Genomic DNA, 13920 nt, shown 5'->3' with positions numbered 1-13920 from the left:
CGATGCAACTGCCCGGTTACGCATGGCTCGCGATCGCGATCGTCGCGGAAGTGATCGGCACGTCCGCGCTGCGCGCGGCGGACGGCTTCACGCGCTTCTGGCCGTCGGTGCTCGTCCTCGCGGGTTACGGCGTCGCGTTCTACTGCCTGTCGCTCACGTTGCGCACGATGCCGGTCGGCATCATCTATGCAGTCTGGTCGGGCGCCGGCATCGTGCTGATCACGCTCGTCGCGATGCTGCTCTATCGCCAGGTGCCGGACGTGCCGGCGGTGATCGGCCTCGGGCTGATCATCGCCGGCGTCGTGGTGCTGAACCTGTTCTCGAAGATGCAGGCGCACTGAGCGTGCGACTGCCGTTTGCCGGACGACTTTCATGACCGATTCCACTTCCGCCGCCGTTTCCGCCGAATCCCCCCAGCCCGACGTGCGCGCGTATGTCGCGAACCGCATCGGCTTTCTCGAACTGAACCGGCCGAAGGCGCTGAACGCGCTGTCGGTCGGCATGATCCGGCTGATGCAGCAGGCGCTCGACGCGTGGCGCGACGACCCCGACGTCGTCGCCGTCGTCGTGCACAGCCCGCATCCGCGCGCGTTCTGCGCGGGCGGCGACGTGCGCTTCTTCCACGACGCGTGGCAGCGCGGCGACCGCGATGCGGTCGATACGTTCTTCATCGAGGAATACACGCTGAACCATGCGATCTTCACGTATCCGAAGCCGTACATCGCGCTGATGCACGGTGTCGTGATGGGCGGCGGCATGGGGATTTCGCAGGCGGCGCGGCATACCGGCGGCCTGCGCGTCGTGACCGACTCGACGAAGATGGCGATGCCCGAAACACGCATCGGCCTGTTCCCGGACGTCGGGATGAGCTGGTTTCTCGCGCGCACGCCCGGCGCGATCGGCCGCTATCTCGCGGTGACCGGCGCGACGCTCGACGCGGCCGGCGCGCTGTACGCACAACTTGCCGACGTCTATCTGCCCGATGCCGCGCTGCCGGCACTGCTCGATACGCTGCGCGGCGCGCGCATCGACAGCGGTGCGCAGGCCGTCGCGTGCGTGGCCGAGGCGGCCGCCGCGCACAAGGTCGTGCCGACGCCCGACACGTCGGCGCTCGCCGATGCGCGCGCCGGAATCGATCGGCATTTCGCGCAGCCGGACATCAACGCGATCCTCGCATCGCTCGACGCCGAGCAGGATTGCGCGGCGGTCGACGGGTGGGTCGAGAAGGCGACCCACGCGATGCGCGAGCAACTGTCGCCGCTGTCGATGGCCGTGTCGCTCGAAGTCGTCGAACGCGCGCGTGGCGCGACGATGGCCGATTGCCTGCGGCGCGATCTCGATCTCACGCGCTCGACGTTTGCGCGCGGCGACGTGATCGAAGGCGTGCGCGCGCTGATCGTCGACAAGGATCACCAGCCGGTGTGGCGTTTCAAGTCGGCCGCCGACGTCGACCGCGCCGACGTGCTCGCGATGTTCGACAGCCCGTGGACGCCCGACACGCATCCGCTGCGCAAGCTGCAGGACTGACGCCGCTCAGCCCGACCGCGCGGCCGATCGACGCGCGACGCAGAAACGAAAAGGCCGCGTGCACATGCACGCGGCCTTTTTGCAGGGATGTCGGCCGGGCCGACCCCGAAGGGTGTGTCGCCCGCGCCGGCGTTACTCGTCGCCCGCGTCGTCCGACATGAACGCGCGCATGAACACGAGCGCGCCGAAGCCCCACACCGCATTCGCCGCGAAGCCGGCCGCGAGTACCGGCATCATGTTGCCCGACGGCCAGATGCCGCGCAGCGGATCGATCGCGAACACGCGGGCGGCCGTCAGCACGATACCGCCGAACACGAGCGCGCCGATCCACGATGCTTCGCGTTCCGGCGACACGCGCAACAACCACGCCATCGGAATCGCGCAGCACGCGCTGATCAGCGCATTCGCGACAAATTCAGGAATGCCGAGCGGCGCGAACGGCTGTGTCGAGAAGCCGGTTGCGGCGATCAGGTCGGCCGTGTGGAGGAGGGCGAGCGTGGCCTCGCGGAAGAACAGTGCGGCCAGGAAGCCGGACAGGAAGGGCAGGATGACTTTCTGCATCGATGAGTGCACCGCAGGCGCGCACGGCCGAAGCCGTATGCGCGGAGTTATTCGGATAGGTGCGCCATTATAGGGCCCGGCCGCGGCGATATTCGCTCCAGCGTCGTGCTAATCACGAAAGCGGAAAACCTAAGCTCAAAAAAATCGTTCCAAAGCCCTGTACCGATCCCTAGACTGATTCCTCAGAAACAGCCGTGCGATCGCGTCCTCGCCCGCTGCACGGCCTGACCGGCGAGCCATCCCGATTCGAATGCACACCATGCATGCGTCGCTCCTCCGCGACGCGAGCAGGGCGACGTTTTTTCAAATTTCGGCAGTGACAGTCAAGCAGGAGCAGCAGATGAATGTGTTCTGGTTTATTCCCACGCATGGCGACAGCCGCTATCTCGGCACGGCCGAAGGCGCGCGCGCCGCGGACTACGATTATTTCAAGCAGGTCGCCGTGGCGGCGGACACGCTCGGCTACGACGGCGTGCTGCTGCCGACCGGCCGTTCCTGCGAGGATGCGTGGGTCGTCGCATCGAGCCTGATTCCGGCGACGCAGCGCCTGAAGTTCCTGGTCGCGGTGCGCCCCGGCATCGCTTCGCCGGGGCTGGCCGCGCGGATGGCCGCGACGTTCGACCGTCTGTCGGGCGGCCGCCTGCTGATCAACGTCGTCACGGGCGGCGATGCAGCCGAGCTCGAAGGCGACGGCCTCTTTGCCGATCACGACACGCGCTACGAGATCACCGACGATTTCCTGAACATCTGGCGCGGGCTGCTCGCCGCATCGCACGACAACGACGGGTTCGACTACATCGGCAAGCACCTGCAGTCGAAGGGCGGCAAGGCGCTTTATCCGCCCGTGCAGCATCCGCATCCGCCGCTGTGGTTCGGCGGTTCGTCGCCGGCCGCCCACGCGATCGCCGCCGATCACATCGATACCTACCTGACCTGGGGCGAGCCGCCCGAGGCCGTCGCGAAGAAGATCGCCGACATTCGCGCTCGTGCCGACGCGCGCGGCCGCAAGATCAAGTTCGGCATCCGCCTGCACGTGATCGTGCGCGAGACCGAGGACGAGGCATGGCGTGACGCCGAGCGGCTGATCAGCCGGCTCGACGACGACACGATCGCGCGTGCGCAGAAGGCGTTCGCGAACATGGATTCGGAAGGCCAGCGCCGGATGGCCGCGCTGCACGGCGGCAAGCGCGGCGGCCGCGAGGCGCTCGAGGTCTATCCGAACCTGTGGGCCGGCGTGGGGCTCGTGCGCGGCGGCGCCGGCACGGCGCTCGTCGGCAATCCCGAGCAGGTCGCGGAACGCATGCGCGAATACGCGGATCTCGGCATCGAAACGTTCATCCTGTCCGGCTATCCGCACCTCGAGGAGTCGTATCGCTTCGCGGAACTCGTGTTCCCGCTGATCAAGGGCAAGGGTGTCGAGAAGGCGGCCGGTCCGCTGTCGGGGCCGTTCGGCGAGATCGTCGGCAACAACTATCTGCCGAAGACGAGCCAGAGCTGAGCGACGGAGGCTTGCGATGACAACGAAACCGTCGACGACCGGCGTCGCCGTGGCCACCCGCGCGTGGCGCGGCGTCGCGCCGTGGCTCGTGCCGCTCGTGTTGCTGGTGGTGTGGGAGGTCGGTGCGCGCACCGGCTGGCTGTCGACCCGCGTGTTGCCCGAGCCGGTGGCGGTCGTGCGCGCGGCCTGGTCGCTCGTGACGTCGGGCGAAATGTGGGCAAACGTGAAAGTGAGCACGTGGCGTGCGCTGTTCGGCTTCGCGATCGGCGGTGGCGTCGGCCTGGCGCTGGGGCTCGCGACCGGGCTGTCGAAGGCTGCCGAGGTCGCGCTCGACTCGACGATCCAGATGATCCGCAACATCCCGGCGCTCGCGATGATCCCGCTCGTGATCCTGTGGTTCGGCATCGACGAGAAGGCGAAGCTGTTCCTCGTCGCGCTCGGCGTGTTCTTCCCCGTCTACATCAATACGTATCACGGGATCCGCTCGGTCGACGCGAACCTGATCGAGATGGCGAAGAGCTACGGCGTGCGCGGCTTCGCGCTGTACCGCGACGTGATCCTGCCGGGCGCGTTGCCGTCGATCCTCGTCGGCGTGCGCTTCGCGCTCGGGCTGATGTGGGTGATGCTGATCGTCGCGGAAACGATCTCCGCGCAGTCGGGCATCGGCTACATGACGATGAACGCGCGTGAATTCCTGCAAACCGACGTGGTGGTGGTCGGCATCCTGCTGTACGCGGTGCTCGGCAAGCTGGCCGACGTGCTGGCGAAATGGCTCGAGCGCGTGACGCTGCGCTGGCACCCCGCCTATCAATCAGGAGCAAAAGCATGAATGCGACGACTTCGGCGGCCGCCTACGGCCCGCTCGCCGGCGCAGACCTCGAGGCCGAACTGGCGCAGGCCCGCGTCGCGGACGGCGACGCGCGCGACGCGGCGATCCTCGAACGTGACGGCAGCGCATCGGTCGTGCCGCTTGCGCGGCGGCGCGCGGGCGGCAGCCCGGCGCCCGACGACGCGGTCACGCTGTCGGGCGTCAGCAAGCGCTTCGGCGCCCGCACGGTGCTCGACGACGTCGAACTCGGCATCGCGCGCGGCAGCTTCGTCGCGATCGTCGGCCGCAGCGGCTGCGGGAAATCGACGCTGTTGCGTCTCGTCGCGGGACTCGAGCAACCGAGCAGCGGCACGCTGGTGACGCGCGGCGAGGGCGGCGGCGCGCTCGATACGCGGATCATGTACCAGGATGCGCGCCTGCTGCCGTGGAAGACCGTGCTGCAGAACGTGATGCTGGGCCTCGGCCGCGGCGCGCGCGACCAGGCCCGCGCGGTGCTCGACGAAGTCGGGCTGCTGGAGCGCGCGAACGACTGGCCCGCGCAACTGTCGGGCGGGCAGCGGCAGCGCGTCGCCCTCGCTCGCGCGCTCGTGCACCGGCCGCAACTGCTGCTGCTCGACGAGCCGCTCGGCGCGCTGGACGCGCTTACCCGCATCGAAATGCATGCGCTGATCGAGCGCCTGTGGCGCGAGCATCGGTTCACCGCGCTGCTCGTCACGCACGACGTGCAGGAGGCCGTTGCGCTCGGCGACCGCATCCTGTTGATCGAGCAGGGGCGGGTGGCGCTCGACCAGTCGGTGCCGCTCGACCGGCCGCGTGCCCGCGCGTCGGCCGCATTCGCGGCGCTGGAGGACCGCGTGCTGAAACGCGTGCTCGCCGGCGGCCCCGGCGCGGCCGATCACGACGCCGAGCATCAAGCAGACAAGGTTCGACCGGTCGGGCAGATCCGCTGGGCCGTTTAATTCCGGGCGGCCCCGGCCGCCCGTTCTGAGACTTTTTTCTTCGGAGCGATCATCCCGATGAGCATCACTGCAATCAACGTACGTAACCAGTTCAAGGGCAAGGTCAAGGAGATCATTCGCGGGTCCGTGGTTTCCGAAGTCGACGTCGAGACGCCGTTCGGCATCGTCACGTCGGTGATCACCACCCGTTCGGTGGACGAACTCGAACTGAAGGTCGGCGCCGAAGTCGTCGCGCTCGTGAAGTCGACGGAAGTCTCGATCGCACGCCTCTGAGCGCATGTGCCGCGCACCCGTGCGGCGTCGGCGGGCAGCGTGCCTGCCGGCGCCGCATTGGCGTTCGCGCCGCGCGTTTGCCTCGGTATTCGACTTCCTGACGAAGTGCTAGGATGGAACGACACCGATGCCGGAGGCCAACGCATGACCCCCATCCTTTCCCCCGAAGCCATCGAGGCGCTGAAATGGATCGACCAGTTCGGCGACAGCCGGCCGGTTCCTGCCGCGTTCCATGACGTCGTCTATGCGTTGCTGAATGACGGGCTGATCTATCAGGCGACGGCTGACCGGGTCGACCTGACGGCCGATGGCCGGTCGTTTTTGTCCGACGAATACGATTGAGCGCGCGGCGCCGGCCGCGCGGGCGGCCTGGCGCGGCGTCGCCACGGAGCGTGCGATGGAACCGAGAGGCAGCGACCTCGGCGATTTCAGCGAGCCGTACCGCGGCTTCGAGATCGAGGTGAAAACCGAGCAGGTCTGGGACGGCGAGCACGCGCACTATCGCGTGCTGCAGGGCGATGCCGTGCGGATCGACTGGCGGCGGGTCAAGGTCGACGGGATGCTGCTCACCGAACGGCGCGTGATCGAGCGCGTGTTCGACGAGGCGCGCCGGGCGGTCGACGCGGAGCTCGGCGGCGGGTAGCGCGCGTGTCGGGCGGGCATCGCCGGTATTGCGGTAAAATATCGGGTTGTTTCCGTGCCGTTTGGCCTGTACCCGAATTCCATGTCCGTTCCGTCCTCGCTTCCTCCCCGCCGTGTATCCGTCGCGCCGATGCTCGACTGGACCGGGTAAAGAAGCGGCAGCCTTGACTAGCAAGGCTGCGCGTGGGGATGCTGAGCGCCGTGTAGCACTCGCGTAGGACCGGTCAACATTGGCCGCAGAGCTGATCGCATTCTTTGACGGCCGCCGCCCGGCGCGCGTCGATGTAGGCGGCGAGGTCTTCTACGTGGACTCCCTTCGCGCCTTTCTGCGATTTTTCCATGCGCACGACCGGCAGCCGGATTTCGCCGGCGCCGACCTTCCGCAGCAGCGTCGCGACCGTGAGCGGGGCGAAATAGTCCCGGCACACGTCGTCGATCGGGATGACGGCTTGGCCGTCGTACTGGGCGAGCAACAGGAAAGCGGTCTTCATTTTCCCCTCGTGGTCATAGCGAGCTCGACACGGCGGCTGATCTCGCGATCGTAGCCGGCGAGCGTGGATTGCAGGTTGGGTGCGAGGCGCGGTCCGGCAGCCGGTGTGTCGAGTGGCGCGCGCGGCACTGCGGCCGGCATCACCTCGTATGCCGTGTCTGTCGTGACACGCCGATCGATGCGGATGCGGCCCGCATAGAACAGCGTGTCGAGGAAGCACTGCACAACAGCAGGCGATGACCGGAGCTCGATTGCGATCTCGCGCGCGGTGTGCGTGCCGGTACGCAGGACTTCGAGCACGGCGGTTCCGTTGATGCGTCGGTTGGTCACTTCTGTTCTCCCTCACTAGCAGGGGCGCGGCGGTTCCATGCTGCAATAACCCACGCTCGGCCCTCGGGCGTATGTGGAGCCTGGAGCATGTGATCGGAATCAAGCGCACATTCATCGTCGTGGAGTGCCTTAAGTCTCCACCAATCTCGCCCGATTTTTTCTACCGCGGCCGTGGCGCCACAAAACGGACAAGGCTTCAGTTCGCTCACGATTCCTCCTGTCGTTGCGCGAGGGCGGCGCGAGCCGCATTCCACGTAGCGCACCATGCGCACGGCGTTCCGGCTTTTGCTCCGTTGTCCGAGTCCCAAATTCCAGGAACCTCGTGGCCATGCATCGGTGCATTCTCGATTCCGCGATACGGGTGGTTGTACTCGCCGTGGTTGATTTCTCGAATAACTTTCGCCATCAGATCGCGGAAAGCTGTCGCATCCCGCTTATCCGCCGCAGCGGCTTCCACCTCTGCCAGTAGGAGGTCGATGGCGTCGGCGGCTTCTGCGCATGTGGTTAGATCCATCGCGCGCAAACGCGTTGCCATGAACCGTATCTTGTCTTGGTCGATCATCGGTTGGCTTCCTCATTTCGCTTTGCCAGATTGGCACACAGTTCGCGCCATGCTTTCATGACGATTGCCTCGTCGAACAATCCATACATTTCTAGGCGATTCCCGCGCGATGTACGGATTGAAAACACCGCGCGCGTCTCGCCTTCCTTCGGGATGTCGCGCCCGATTCGTGCCTTAAAATCGCTCACGATTTCCCTCCCTTCATCTCCCGAATCGCCCCCACGTATTCCTCAAGCCTCCGACCTTCACCCATGTGGTCGACCATTTCGGCTATTTCTTCGATTAGGGTGTCGCGGGGTGAGGGGGTTGGCGTTTGTCCTGGGGCAGTAGGCAGGGGCATCCAGTGCGACGCGTTGAATCCAACACCAGGCACGGTGAAAGTCGGATGGCCGCCCACGATCATGAACCCGCCACCCAACACGCGGCCGTTGAGATAGTCCTGAATCGATCCCTTCGCGGCCTTCACGACGAAGGCCACATCTTGACCTTCTTCCGGCAATCGATCCTCAATGCTGATCCACGCCTCCCTGTCGGGCGTGGTGCGGCGGGCGACTTGCCAGAGCGCCCATAGCACGTTGATGTCGTCATTCGGGAACGGCTTATCGAACGTCTCTTCGTCGCGCTGCGACAGTTCCACGAGCTTCGCCTCGAACATCTCGCGCTCATCCATGGTGCTTCTCCTTGATGCTGTATAGCGGGATAACACAGTCTTGCCGCAGCGCTTCCGTCTCGCTCTTATGGAGCGTCACCTCGCACGGCGATCCAGTGTTCGCGGCGAGAACCATCCACGCCACCGGCTCCCCGCACAGCTTCTCCAGCAATGCAGCCTCGTAGGCTTGCGCGAACTGCTCCAGCGTCGTGATCCCGAACGTGTACTGGCGCAGATGGATGTTCTCGGAGTGGATGTACCGGGCGCAGATGCGATGCGCGAGTGCCTCGACTTCCTCGCGCGACAGAATCGACTCGTTCATGATGAGGCTCCGGTGCGGGCGGCGTCGAACAGATCGCCGATTGCCTTGCGCGAGCGGCGCGTCGCGGCGGCGTTCGCGCGATGGTGCTCCGCGTCGTAGGCAAGGTGGCAGCGCTGGCACAGCGCCTTCAGGTTGTCGTCGGACACGTGCTCCGGCACATGGTCGAGATGCGCGATCGTGAGCACGATCGTCGTCCACCGGCCGTTGCTGCTGTACTCGGATGCCCGGCAGAAGCCGAGCACGCGGCCGTCGTCGGCCGCATAGACTTCTCCTTCTCCCGAGAAGCGCTGGAACGTTCCGGCATCCTTGTCGACGCCGCGCGTGATGGTGTCGCCGTTCGCGACGTGGCACTGCTCGCAGCGGTTGTTGGCCCGGGCGAGGATGCGCGCGCGGATCTCCGGCCAGTTGGCCGGGTAGCGGCTGCGGTTCTCAGGCTTGATCGGCATGCTGACCTCCTGCGCGAGCGGCGATCGTCAGCGCATGCGTTGTGCTCTGAATGCCAGCACACGCGAAGAAGTGCGCCGCGTCTACGATGTCAGCATCACGCACCGGCTTGCGCCCGAATTCAATGGCCGACAGCTCTGCGGGGCCGCGGCCAAGGTGCTCCGCCATATCCATCAGCGTCGTACCCGAGACGATCCGCAGCGCGCGCACGAGCATGCCGTACGGCGTGAGCGGGTTCGTGAGGCTCGGCTGTTCCTCCGTCACCTCGGCGCGCGGCTCCGGCTCGGCGGTCAGGCGGTCATGGATCGCGCGAAGCGTTTCATCAGAGGGCTCTGCCTTCAGCATGACGAGCACGGCGCACGGATTGTCGGCGACACGGCCAACACCGTGTACGCGCGGTATCGCGGTTGATGCACGTGGCTCCGGCTGCTGAGCGGCGAGGAGGGCGCGTAGCGCAACGAGCATTGCTCGCGTGCGCGGCCCGCAGTTTCCGTCGGCGATGCACCATTCTAGTTCTGCGCGCAGGTCGTCCGTCAGTGTCACATTCATGATTGCCTCCCGTGATTGGCGAACTCGCCATGAAGTAGATCGGCAGCTAGGCAATACACTTCGTGCGCCTCTTGTGCTGTATCGAACGAACCAAGATGATATTTGCGACCGTGGCAACCGATCTGAGCAACAAACCTGCCGCGTTTTGTTTTACATACCCCCTTGTAACCAGTCGTGTTTGTCTTTTGCGGGCCTTGATTCCACACGTTCTGGGATTTTGTGCACACTCGAAGATTGCATTTCCTGTTATCGAGCTTATTCCCGTTGATGTGGTCAACGATTTTCGGATCTCCATTGGAGAGGCCGACCACCATCCGGTGAAGTTTGACCTGAGCTTGGTCGCCACCTCCGAGGGATACGTTCGTGATTGCATATCCCTTGTTGTCGATGTGCCAGCAAAATGAAGAAAGCCAATCAAAATCACTGGCGTCTACGACAATTTCCTTGCCCTTGGATGTTTTGATCGTCTTAGTCATGCTTGGCGTCCTCTGTCGTGTCCGCTTCAACGAGCCCGAGTGATCGCGAATACGCGAGGTAGTGCTCGACCTTCGCCATCTTTTGCGACATCGCGATATGGTCCGGCTCGTAATGGAATTCGCCGAACGCGACATCGTTCAGCCGCAGCACCATCGCGTTCAGGTCGTTCAACTCGGCGTAGATACGCTGCGCGTTGGATTCAGCGCGGCCCGGCTGCGTCTCGCTCAGGCCGAAGTGAGCCGTCTTGAGGGCAATCTGCGCGACCTCGGCGGCTTCCTCCGCGATCTTGACGAGCAAGTACTGGGAGAGGGTCATCATTGCTTGGCTCCTTCGAGAAGGGCGCGGACGCACTGAACCACCGCCTTCCGTGCCCCATGCAAGCCGCACGCATTTGCCATTGCCTCGATGCGCTCGTCCGTCAGCCCCTGCCGAGTGGCGACCTGCGCAGGCGGGGCGGTGTAGACGGGAATCAATCCCCCGATTCTGTCGGCGCTTGATTTGTTACGCGTGAAGTAGTTGCCGCCTCGTGGCTGAGCCCATCCGAACGGCTCCGCCTCTTGCCCCGCTGCCGCTGCGGGCTGCGACGCTATCGCGCGACGCGCGCGCTCTTCCCATGCGGCGCACATGGACTCGTGGTACTTCGTGAACCCGTTTGCTGTCGCCCATTCGATGCATTGCGCCCGCTCGTCTGCCGGCGCTGCCGCTGCATCTGCGGCTTGCGCCCGGTAAAGGTCAAGTTCGAGGCGAAGTTTCGCGGCTTCCTCGGGCAGCTTCTGGAGCGTTTCAGCGGCAGGGCGGTCAGCTTCCTCGCCGAGCAGCGCCGCCGCGACCCCCGCGAGCACCGTGCTCAGGCGCTCGATGACGTACTTGTCCTCTGCCGCTGCATCTGCGGAGGGAGGCGTTGCGGCGATCATGTGTTTCCAACATGCCTTGGCGGCCGCCTCGCTGATGTAGTGCGGGCCGGGCAACGATTGTGCGCAGGAGCCTTCGGAGATCATCTTTTCGGTCGGCTCGACCGGCACAAGCGTCCACCCTTCCGGCACCGCTCCCGCCACCTCAGTGCGAGGGGTGCGGGAGAGGGCGTCGATTGCCTGTCCGAGCGTGGCACGGGCGAGATTGGTCTTGCAGAGCATCGGATCGCCCGACATCAGCAGACGCAACCGTTCCACGATCGCCCCATTGCCCGTGCCTTCGAGCGGGGCGGATGGTGAGGCATCGCTTCGACGGATGCAGTCGAGAATAGCTGCAGCCTCATCGGTACGTTGAGCAAGAAGCGCTCGACCGTAGCTCTCCACAAGATCAGTCAGCGCGTTGCACGGCGCTGCTTCGTGCTGCTCGACAGATTTCTTCGGTTGTTCACTCATCATGGACTCAGCTAACAGCATTCAGGATTGCAAACTCGCCATGCAGTTCGATGGCGGCTCGGTTGTATCGGTGGGCGCAGATCTCAGGATCGGCATGGAATCCCAGGTTGATGTACTTGCCGCCTACGGTGATCTGCGCCCGGTATTTGCCGATGTGACGCTCGTATCGCACGCCGCGGTATGGACATGTGCTGCCCGGCTTCCTCATGGCGTTCTGGTTGTTGCTGCACAGCGTCGCAGGCCGCAGATTGGCGATCCGGTTATCGCCGCGGACATGGTTTTCGTGATCCATGACAGGCGGCGCATCGACGCTGTAGTGCATTTCCCAGACCAGGCGATGGACACGGCGGTTGTGGCCATTGACGCGCACGACGAGATAGCCCTTGCCGTTCGTCGACTGCACGACGTGGTGACAGTCACGAAAGCCACCGTGCGAGTCAGGCATCTTCTTCCGGATCAGGACACCCGTTTCCGGGTTGTACGTGAACAGGAACCGGTAGAACTCGAACACGTGTGCACTCGCCGTCAGCGCATCAGCGCGGCTATTGTCGGTGGTGGTCATGGTGGTCATACTCCAATGCGTTTGAATTCGAGGACCCACACCCACGGGTTGGCGTCCCAGCCGTAGCCGCGCTCGGCATTGATCGCGTTCCAAAGGTCGCAGTAGGCGTCCCGTGCAGTCTCGTGCGCGGCCAGCATGTCAGGCGCGCCTTTCCAGCTCACGATCTTCCCGCCATAAATCGCATATGGCTCGACGCCCTCTGCGATGGCATCCGCTTCGTTGATCGACTGCAGCCGTTCGACGCGTACGCCGGCAATCTCGAGCGTGATGCGCGCGGCGGCGCGCGGCATGAAGATCGACGGGCGACGCCACCATGCCGGCGTCGCGCATCCGCGCTTGGCGTTCGGCGCCGCGCTGTCGAAGCGGTACTCGCGGCCGGTTTCCAGCGTCATGTCGACGAAGTGCCACTCGTCGCGTCCCTTCTTTGCGCTGAATCGCGTTTCCCATCGGCCGTATGCGACGAATGTCTCGCGCACCCAGAGGTGGTCGCCGGGCACGCCGTACGGGCTGCGCGCGAGCCACGCGTCGGACGGTGCACCGACAGGCTGATCGCAGGCGCTGCCCGCGTGCTTCGACCAGTGCCACCACAGAAGGCCACGGTCATCGAAGAACGGCTGCGGCGTCATCGCACGCCGCGTCTGCGTTTTCCGTCCTTCGAGCACAGCGCGCACCATCGGGCCGCTGAATTGGATCGGTCGTTCTTTGCTCATCGTCATCCTCAATCAGTAGAACAGCATCAATGTCGTCCGCGCGGTTCGCATGTGGCAGCGTTGACATGAATAAGCCGGCGTGACGGCGCCCACCCATCACCCACGCGGACGGCATTGAAGCCGGGTTGCCGCGCGAGTGGGGCGCGCGGCAGGTGGGTCAGTGCGCTTCGTGTGCGAGGTCGCTGCCTTCGAATGGATCTCGGTCGTCGTCGTCCTGCGCATGGCCGAAAAGTCCCGGATCGACGTAGTTGTCCGGAGGCGTCAGCGTGATGCCGATCTCCTGCTGCAGACGCGTCGCGATCTTCCCGTGGTCAACCTCGTCCTTTGGGTGTGCGATGATCTTGAAGTGCACGCCCACCGAGCCGCCTTCCTGCGTGGTGAACCGAATGTCCTTCAGGCCGCACTCGGCGAGCAGCACGTCCTCGGCACCAGTCGCGCCGATGTGGAGGCGCAGCAGATACCCTTCGTAATTTCTGTCCCACACGAGATTGCGCATGAACGGGAAGCGCAGCTCGGTCAGGCCGTCGTGCTCCATTTCGAGTTCGCCGGGCTTCGGCAGCGGCCGGCGGTAGAGCATGCCGCGCAGCGCCGGGTCGAACATATCGAGCAGATCGCCGCCGCCGACGATGTAGAGGCCGACCGAGATCGCGGGAACGCGCTCGGCGCCGTGCTTCTCGGAAACGTTCGTGCAGCTGACGATCTTCGCGAGGTGCTGTCTTTGATTTCGAACATGGTTGCTCCGGGTGGTGAGGGGAGGGTTACGCGACTCGCTGCTGCAGCCGCTTTATCGTGTCGTTCACCTCGGCCTCGAACTGCAACAGGCCAGGCAGCAGCACGCTGTCGATGTACGCGTCGTCGCGCGGCACGATCTGCGTGTAGAGGCTGTACGGCTCGGGCACGCGAGGGTCGTACGAGGCGAACAGCCACCAGCGCCGGCCGGTGACAAGCATCCCGCCCTGCACCTGGGCGACGTGGTCGTCCGGCATGCCGTTCAGCAGCGTGTTGATATGCACGGCCTCGTCCATCGGGCATTTCGATTCGTAGCCGCCGTCGTCGCCGATTAAGCCGTCAGGCGATGCGCCGAGGAACTCGTAACGCAGGTGCGTGAAGAAGCCGCCGGGCGCGATGATGTGGCCCGTCACGAGCTCGACCTGCTCGCGGCCGAATGGCTC

25 protein-coding genes are annotated in these 13920 nt (G+C 65.0%); 8 read left to right on the top strand and 17 right to left on the bottom strand.

Annotated features, from left to right (window positions below; translation table 11 throughout):
• The first annotated feature begins 8 nt into the window (after nucleotides 1-8).
• A complete protein-coding gene (locus tag DFS13_RS32365; protein WP_373863205.1) occupies nucleotides 9-341 on the top strand; it encodes a multidrug efflux SMR transporter in 333 nt (110 codons plus the stop codon).
• A 31-nt stretch (nucleotides 342-372) separates the two neighbouring features.
• Nucleotides 373-1527: an enoyl-CoA hydratase/isomerase family protein gene (locus DFS13_RS32360; protein WP_059723715.1), complete on the top strand. Its 1155-nt coding sequence runs from the start codon at nucleotides 373-375 to the stop codon at nucleotides 1525-1527.
• Between the two features lie 132 nt (nucleotides 1528-1659).
• Here DFS13_RS32360 and DFS13_RS32355 read toward each other — a convergent pair whose 3' ends face one another.
• Nucleotides 1660-2088 (bottom strand): hypothetical protein, encoded by a 429-nt coding sequence (locus DFS13_RS32355; RefSeq protein WP_006484223.1) that lies wholly within the window; start codon nucleotides 2086-2088, stop codon nucleotides 1660-1662.
• Between the two features lie 340 nt (nucleotides 2089-2428).
• Here DFS13_RS32355 and ssuD point away from each other — a divergent pair, with 340 nt between their 5' ends.
• The 6 genes from ssuD to DFS13_RS32325 all read left to right on the top strand — a co-directional run bounded on the left by ssuD (nucleotide 2429) and on the right by DFS13_RS32325 (nucleotide 6290).
• Complete coding sequence (ssuD, locus tag DFS13_RS32350) at nucleotides 2429-3586, top strand: FMNH2-dependent alkanesulfonate monooxygenase (protein WP_006495307.1); 1158 nt, start codon at nucleotides 2429-2431, stop codon at nucleotides 3584-3586.
• A gap of 16 nt (nucleotides 3587-3602) precedes the next feature.
• Nucleotides 3603-4415, top strand: coding sequence for an aliphatic sulfonate ABC transporter permease SsuC (gene ssuC, locus DFS13_RS32345; protein WP_077190440.1), 813 nt, complete (start codon nucleotides 3603-3605; stop codon nucleotides 4413-4415).
• Nucleotides 4412-5374 carry an ATP-binding cassette domain-containing protein gene (locus tag DFS13_RS32340; RefSeq protein WP_006484157.1) on the top strand — a complete coding sequence of 321 codons (963 nt, stop codon included), beginning with the start codon at nucleotides 4412-4414 and terminating at the stop codon, nucleotides 5372-5374. Before ssuC ends, DFS13_RS32340 begins: the two co-directional genes overlap by 4 nt.
• A gap of 57 nt (nucleotides 5375-5431) precedes the next feature.
• Nucleotides 5432-5647: a molybdopterin-binding protein gene (locus DFS13_RS32335; RefSeq protein ID WP_006476104.1), complete on the top strand. Its 216-nt coding sequence runs from the start codon at nucleotides 5432-5434 to the stop codon at nucleotides 5645-5647.
• Between the two features lie 144 nt (nucleotides 5648-5791).
• On the top strand, nucleotides 5792-5989 hold the full coding sequence (locus DFS13_RS32330; protein WP_111442606.1) for a hypothetical protein: 198 nt from the start codon (nucleotides 5792-5794) through the stop codon (nucleotides 5987-5989).
• Between the two features lie 55 nt (nucleotides 5990-6044).
• A complete protein-coding gene (locus DFS13_RS32325) occupies nucleotides 6045-6290 on the top strand; it encodes a hypothetical protein (protein WP_006495306.1) in 246 nt (81 codons plus the stop codon).
• A 223-nt stretch (nucleotides 6291-6513) separates the two neighbouring features.
• On the opposite strand, the gene DFS13_RS32320 is transcribed toward DFS13_RS32325, so the two are convergent.
• The 16 genes from DFS13_RS32320 to DFS13_RS32255 form a co-directional block, all read right to left on the bottom strand.
• Nucleotides 6514-6780 carry a pyocin activator PrtN family protein gene (locus tag DFS13_RS32320; protein ID WP_111442605.1) on the bottom strand — a complete coding sequence of 89 codons (267 nt, stop codon included), beginning with the start codon at nucleotides 6778-6780 and terminating at the stop codon, nucleotides 6514-6516.
• Nucleotides 6777-7109: a DNA-binding protein gene (locus tag DFS13_RS32315; RefSeq protein ID WP_111442604.1), complete on the bottom strand. Its 333-nt coding sequence runs from the start codon at nucleotides 7107-7109 to the stop codon at nucleotides 6777-6779. The genes DFS13_RS32320 and DFS13_RS32315 overlap by 4 nt, the downstream gene beginning before the upstream one ends.
• Entirely contained in the window at nucleotides 7106-7375 is a 270-nt protein-coding gene (locus DFS13_RS41245) for a Lar family restriction alleviation protein (protein WP_111442603.1), read from the bottom strand. The genes DFS13_RS32315 and DFS13_RS41245 overlap by 4 nt, the downstream gene beginning before the upstream one ends.
• Complete coding sequence (locus DFS13_RS40040; RefSeq protein ID WP_146610041.1) at nucleotides 7315-7671, bottom strand: hypothetical protein; 357 nt, start codon at nucleotides 7669-7671, stop codon at nucleotides 7315-7317. Before DFS13_RS40040 ends, DFS13_RS41245 begins: the two co-directional genes overlap by 61 nt.
• Nucleotides 7668-7859 carry a hypothetical protein gene (locus tag DFS13_RS40035; protein WP_146610039.1) on the bottom strand — a complete coding sequence of 64 codons (192 nt, stop codon included), beginning with the start codon at nucleotides 7857-7859 and terminating at the stop codon, nucleotides 7668-7670. Before DFS13_RS40035 ends, DFS13_RS40040 begins: the two co-directional genes overlap by 4 nt.
• Nucleotides 7856-8341, bottom strand: coding sequence for a DUF551 domain-containing protein (locus DFS13_RS32305; protein ID WP_111442602.1), 486 nt, complete (start codon nucleotides 8339-8341; stop codon nucleotides 7856-7858). The genes DFS13_RS40035 and DFS13_RS32305 overlap by 4 nt, the downstream gene beginning before the upstream one ends.
• Nucleotides 8334-8642: a hypothetical protein gene (locus DFS13_RS32300; RefSeq protein WP_111442601.1), complete on the bottom strand. Its 309-nt coding sequence runs from the start codon at nucleotides 8640-8642 to the stop codon at nucleotides 8334-8336. The genes DFS13_RS32305 and DFS13_RS32300 overlap by 8 nt, the downstream gene beginning before the upstream one ends.
• Nucleotides 8639-9088 carry a hypothetical protein gene (locus DFS13_RS32295; protein ID WP_111442600.1) on the bottom strand — a complete coding sequence of 150 codons (450 nt, stop codon included), beginning with the start codon at nucleotides 9086-9088 and terminating at the stop codon, nucleotides 8639-8641. Before DFS13_RS32295 ends, DFS13_RS32300 begins: the two co-directional genes overlap by 4 nt.
• Nucleotides 9072-9635, bottom strand: a complete 564-nt coding sequence (locus DFS13_RS40975) for a helix-turn-helix domain-containing protein (RefSeq protein WP_111442599.1) — start codon at nucleotides 9633-9635, stop codon at nucleotides 9072-9074. Before DFS13_RS40975 ends, DFS13_RS32295 begins: the two co-directional genes overlap by 17 nt.
• Nucleotides 9632-10111 (bottom strand): HNH endonuclease, encoded by a 480-nt coding sequence (locus DFS13_RS32285; RefSeq protein WP_181461634.1) that lies wholly within the window; start codon nucleotides 10109-10111, stop codon nucleotides 9632-9634. The genes DFS13_RS40975 and DFS13_RS32285 overlap by 4 nt, the downstream gene beginning before the upstream one ends.
• Nucleotides 10104-10430 (bottom strand): hypothetical protein, encoded by a 327-nt coding sequence (locus tag DFS13_RS32280; protein ID WP_212243570.1) that lies wholly within the window; start codon nucleotides 10428-10430, stop codon nucleotides 10104-10106. The genes DFS13_RS32285 and DFS13_RS32280 overlap by 8 nt, the downstream gene beginning before the upstream one ends.
• On the bottom strand, nucleotides 10427-11476 hold the full coding sequence (locus tag DFS13_RS32275) for a hypothetical protein (RefSeq protein WP_146610037.1): 1050 nt from the start codon (nucleotides 11474-11476) through the stop codon (nucleotides 10427-10429). The genes DFS13_RS32280 and DFS13_RS32275 overlap by 4 nt, the downstream gene beginning before the upstream one ends.
• A gap of 7 nt (nucleotides 11477-11483) precedes the next feature.
• Nucleotides 11484-12038, bottom strand: coding sequence for an HNH endonuclease (locus DFS13_RS32270; RefSeq protein WP_181461633.1), 555 nt, complete (start codon nucleotides 12036-12038; stop codon nucleotides 11484-11486).
• Between the two features lie 5 nt (nucleotides 12039-12043).
• A complete protein-coding gene (locus DFS13_RS32265) occupies nucleotides 12044-12748 on the bottom strand; it encodes a hypothetical protein (RefSeq protein WP_111442624.1) in 705 nt (234 codons plus the stop codon).
• A gap of 157 nt (nucleotides 12749-12905) precedes the next feature.
• Complete coding sequence (locus tag DFS13_RS32260; protein ID WP_249206006.1) at nucleotides 12906-13349, bottom strand: hypothetical protein; 444 nt, start codon at nucleotides 13347-13349, stop codon at nucleotides 12906-12908.
• Between the two features lie 157 nt (nucleotides 13350-13506).
• On the bottom strand, nucleotides 13507-13920 hold a 414-nt coding region (locus tag DFS13_RS32255), incomplete at its 5' end, for a YqaJ viral recombinase family protein (protein ID WP_146610035.1).

Source organism: Burkholderia sp. 28_3, assembly GCF_003253915.1.
Classification (GTDB): domain Bacteria; phylum Pseudomonadota; class Gammaproteobacteria; order Burkholderiales; family Burkholderiaceae; genus Burkholderia; species Burkholderia cenocepacia.
Note: the sequence above shows the minus strand (reverse complement) of the source record. Positions and strands in the feature narration are given on the sequence as shown.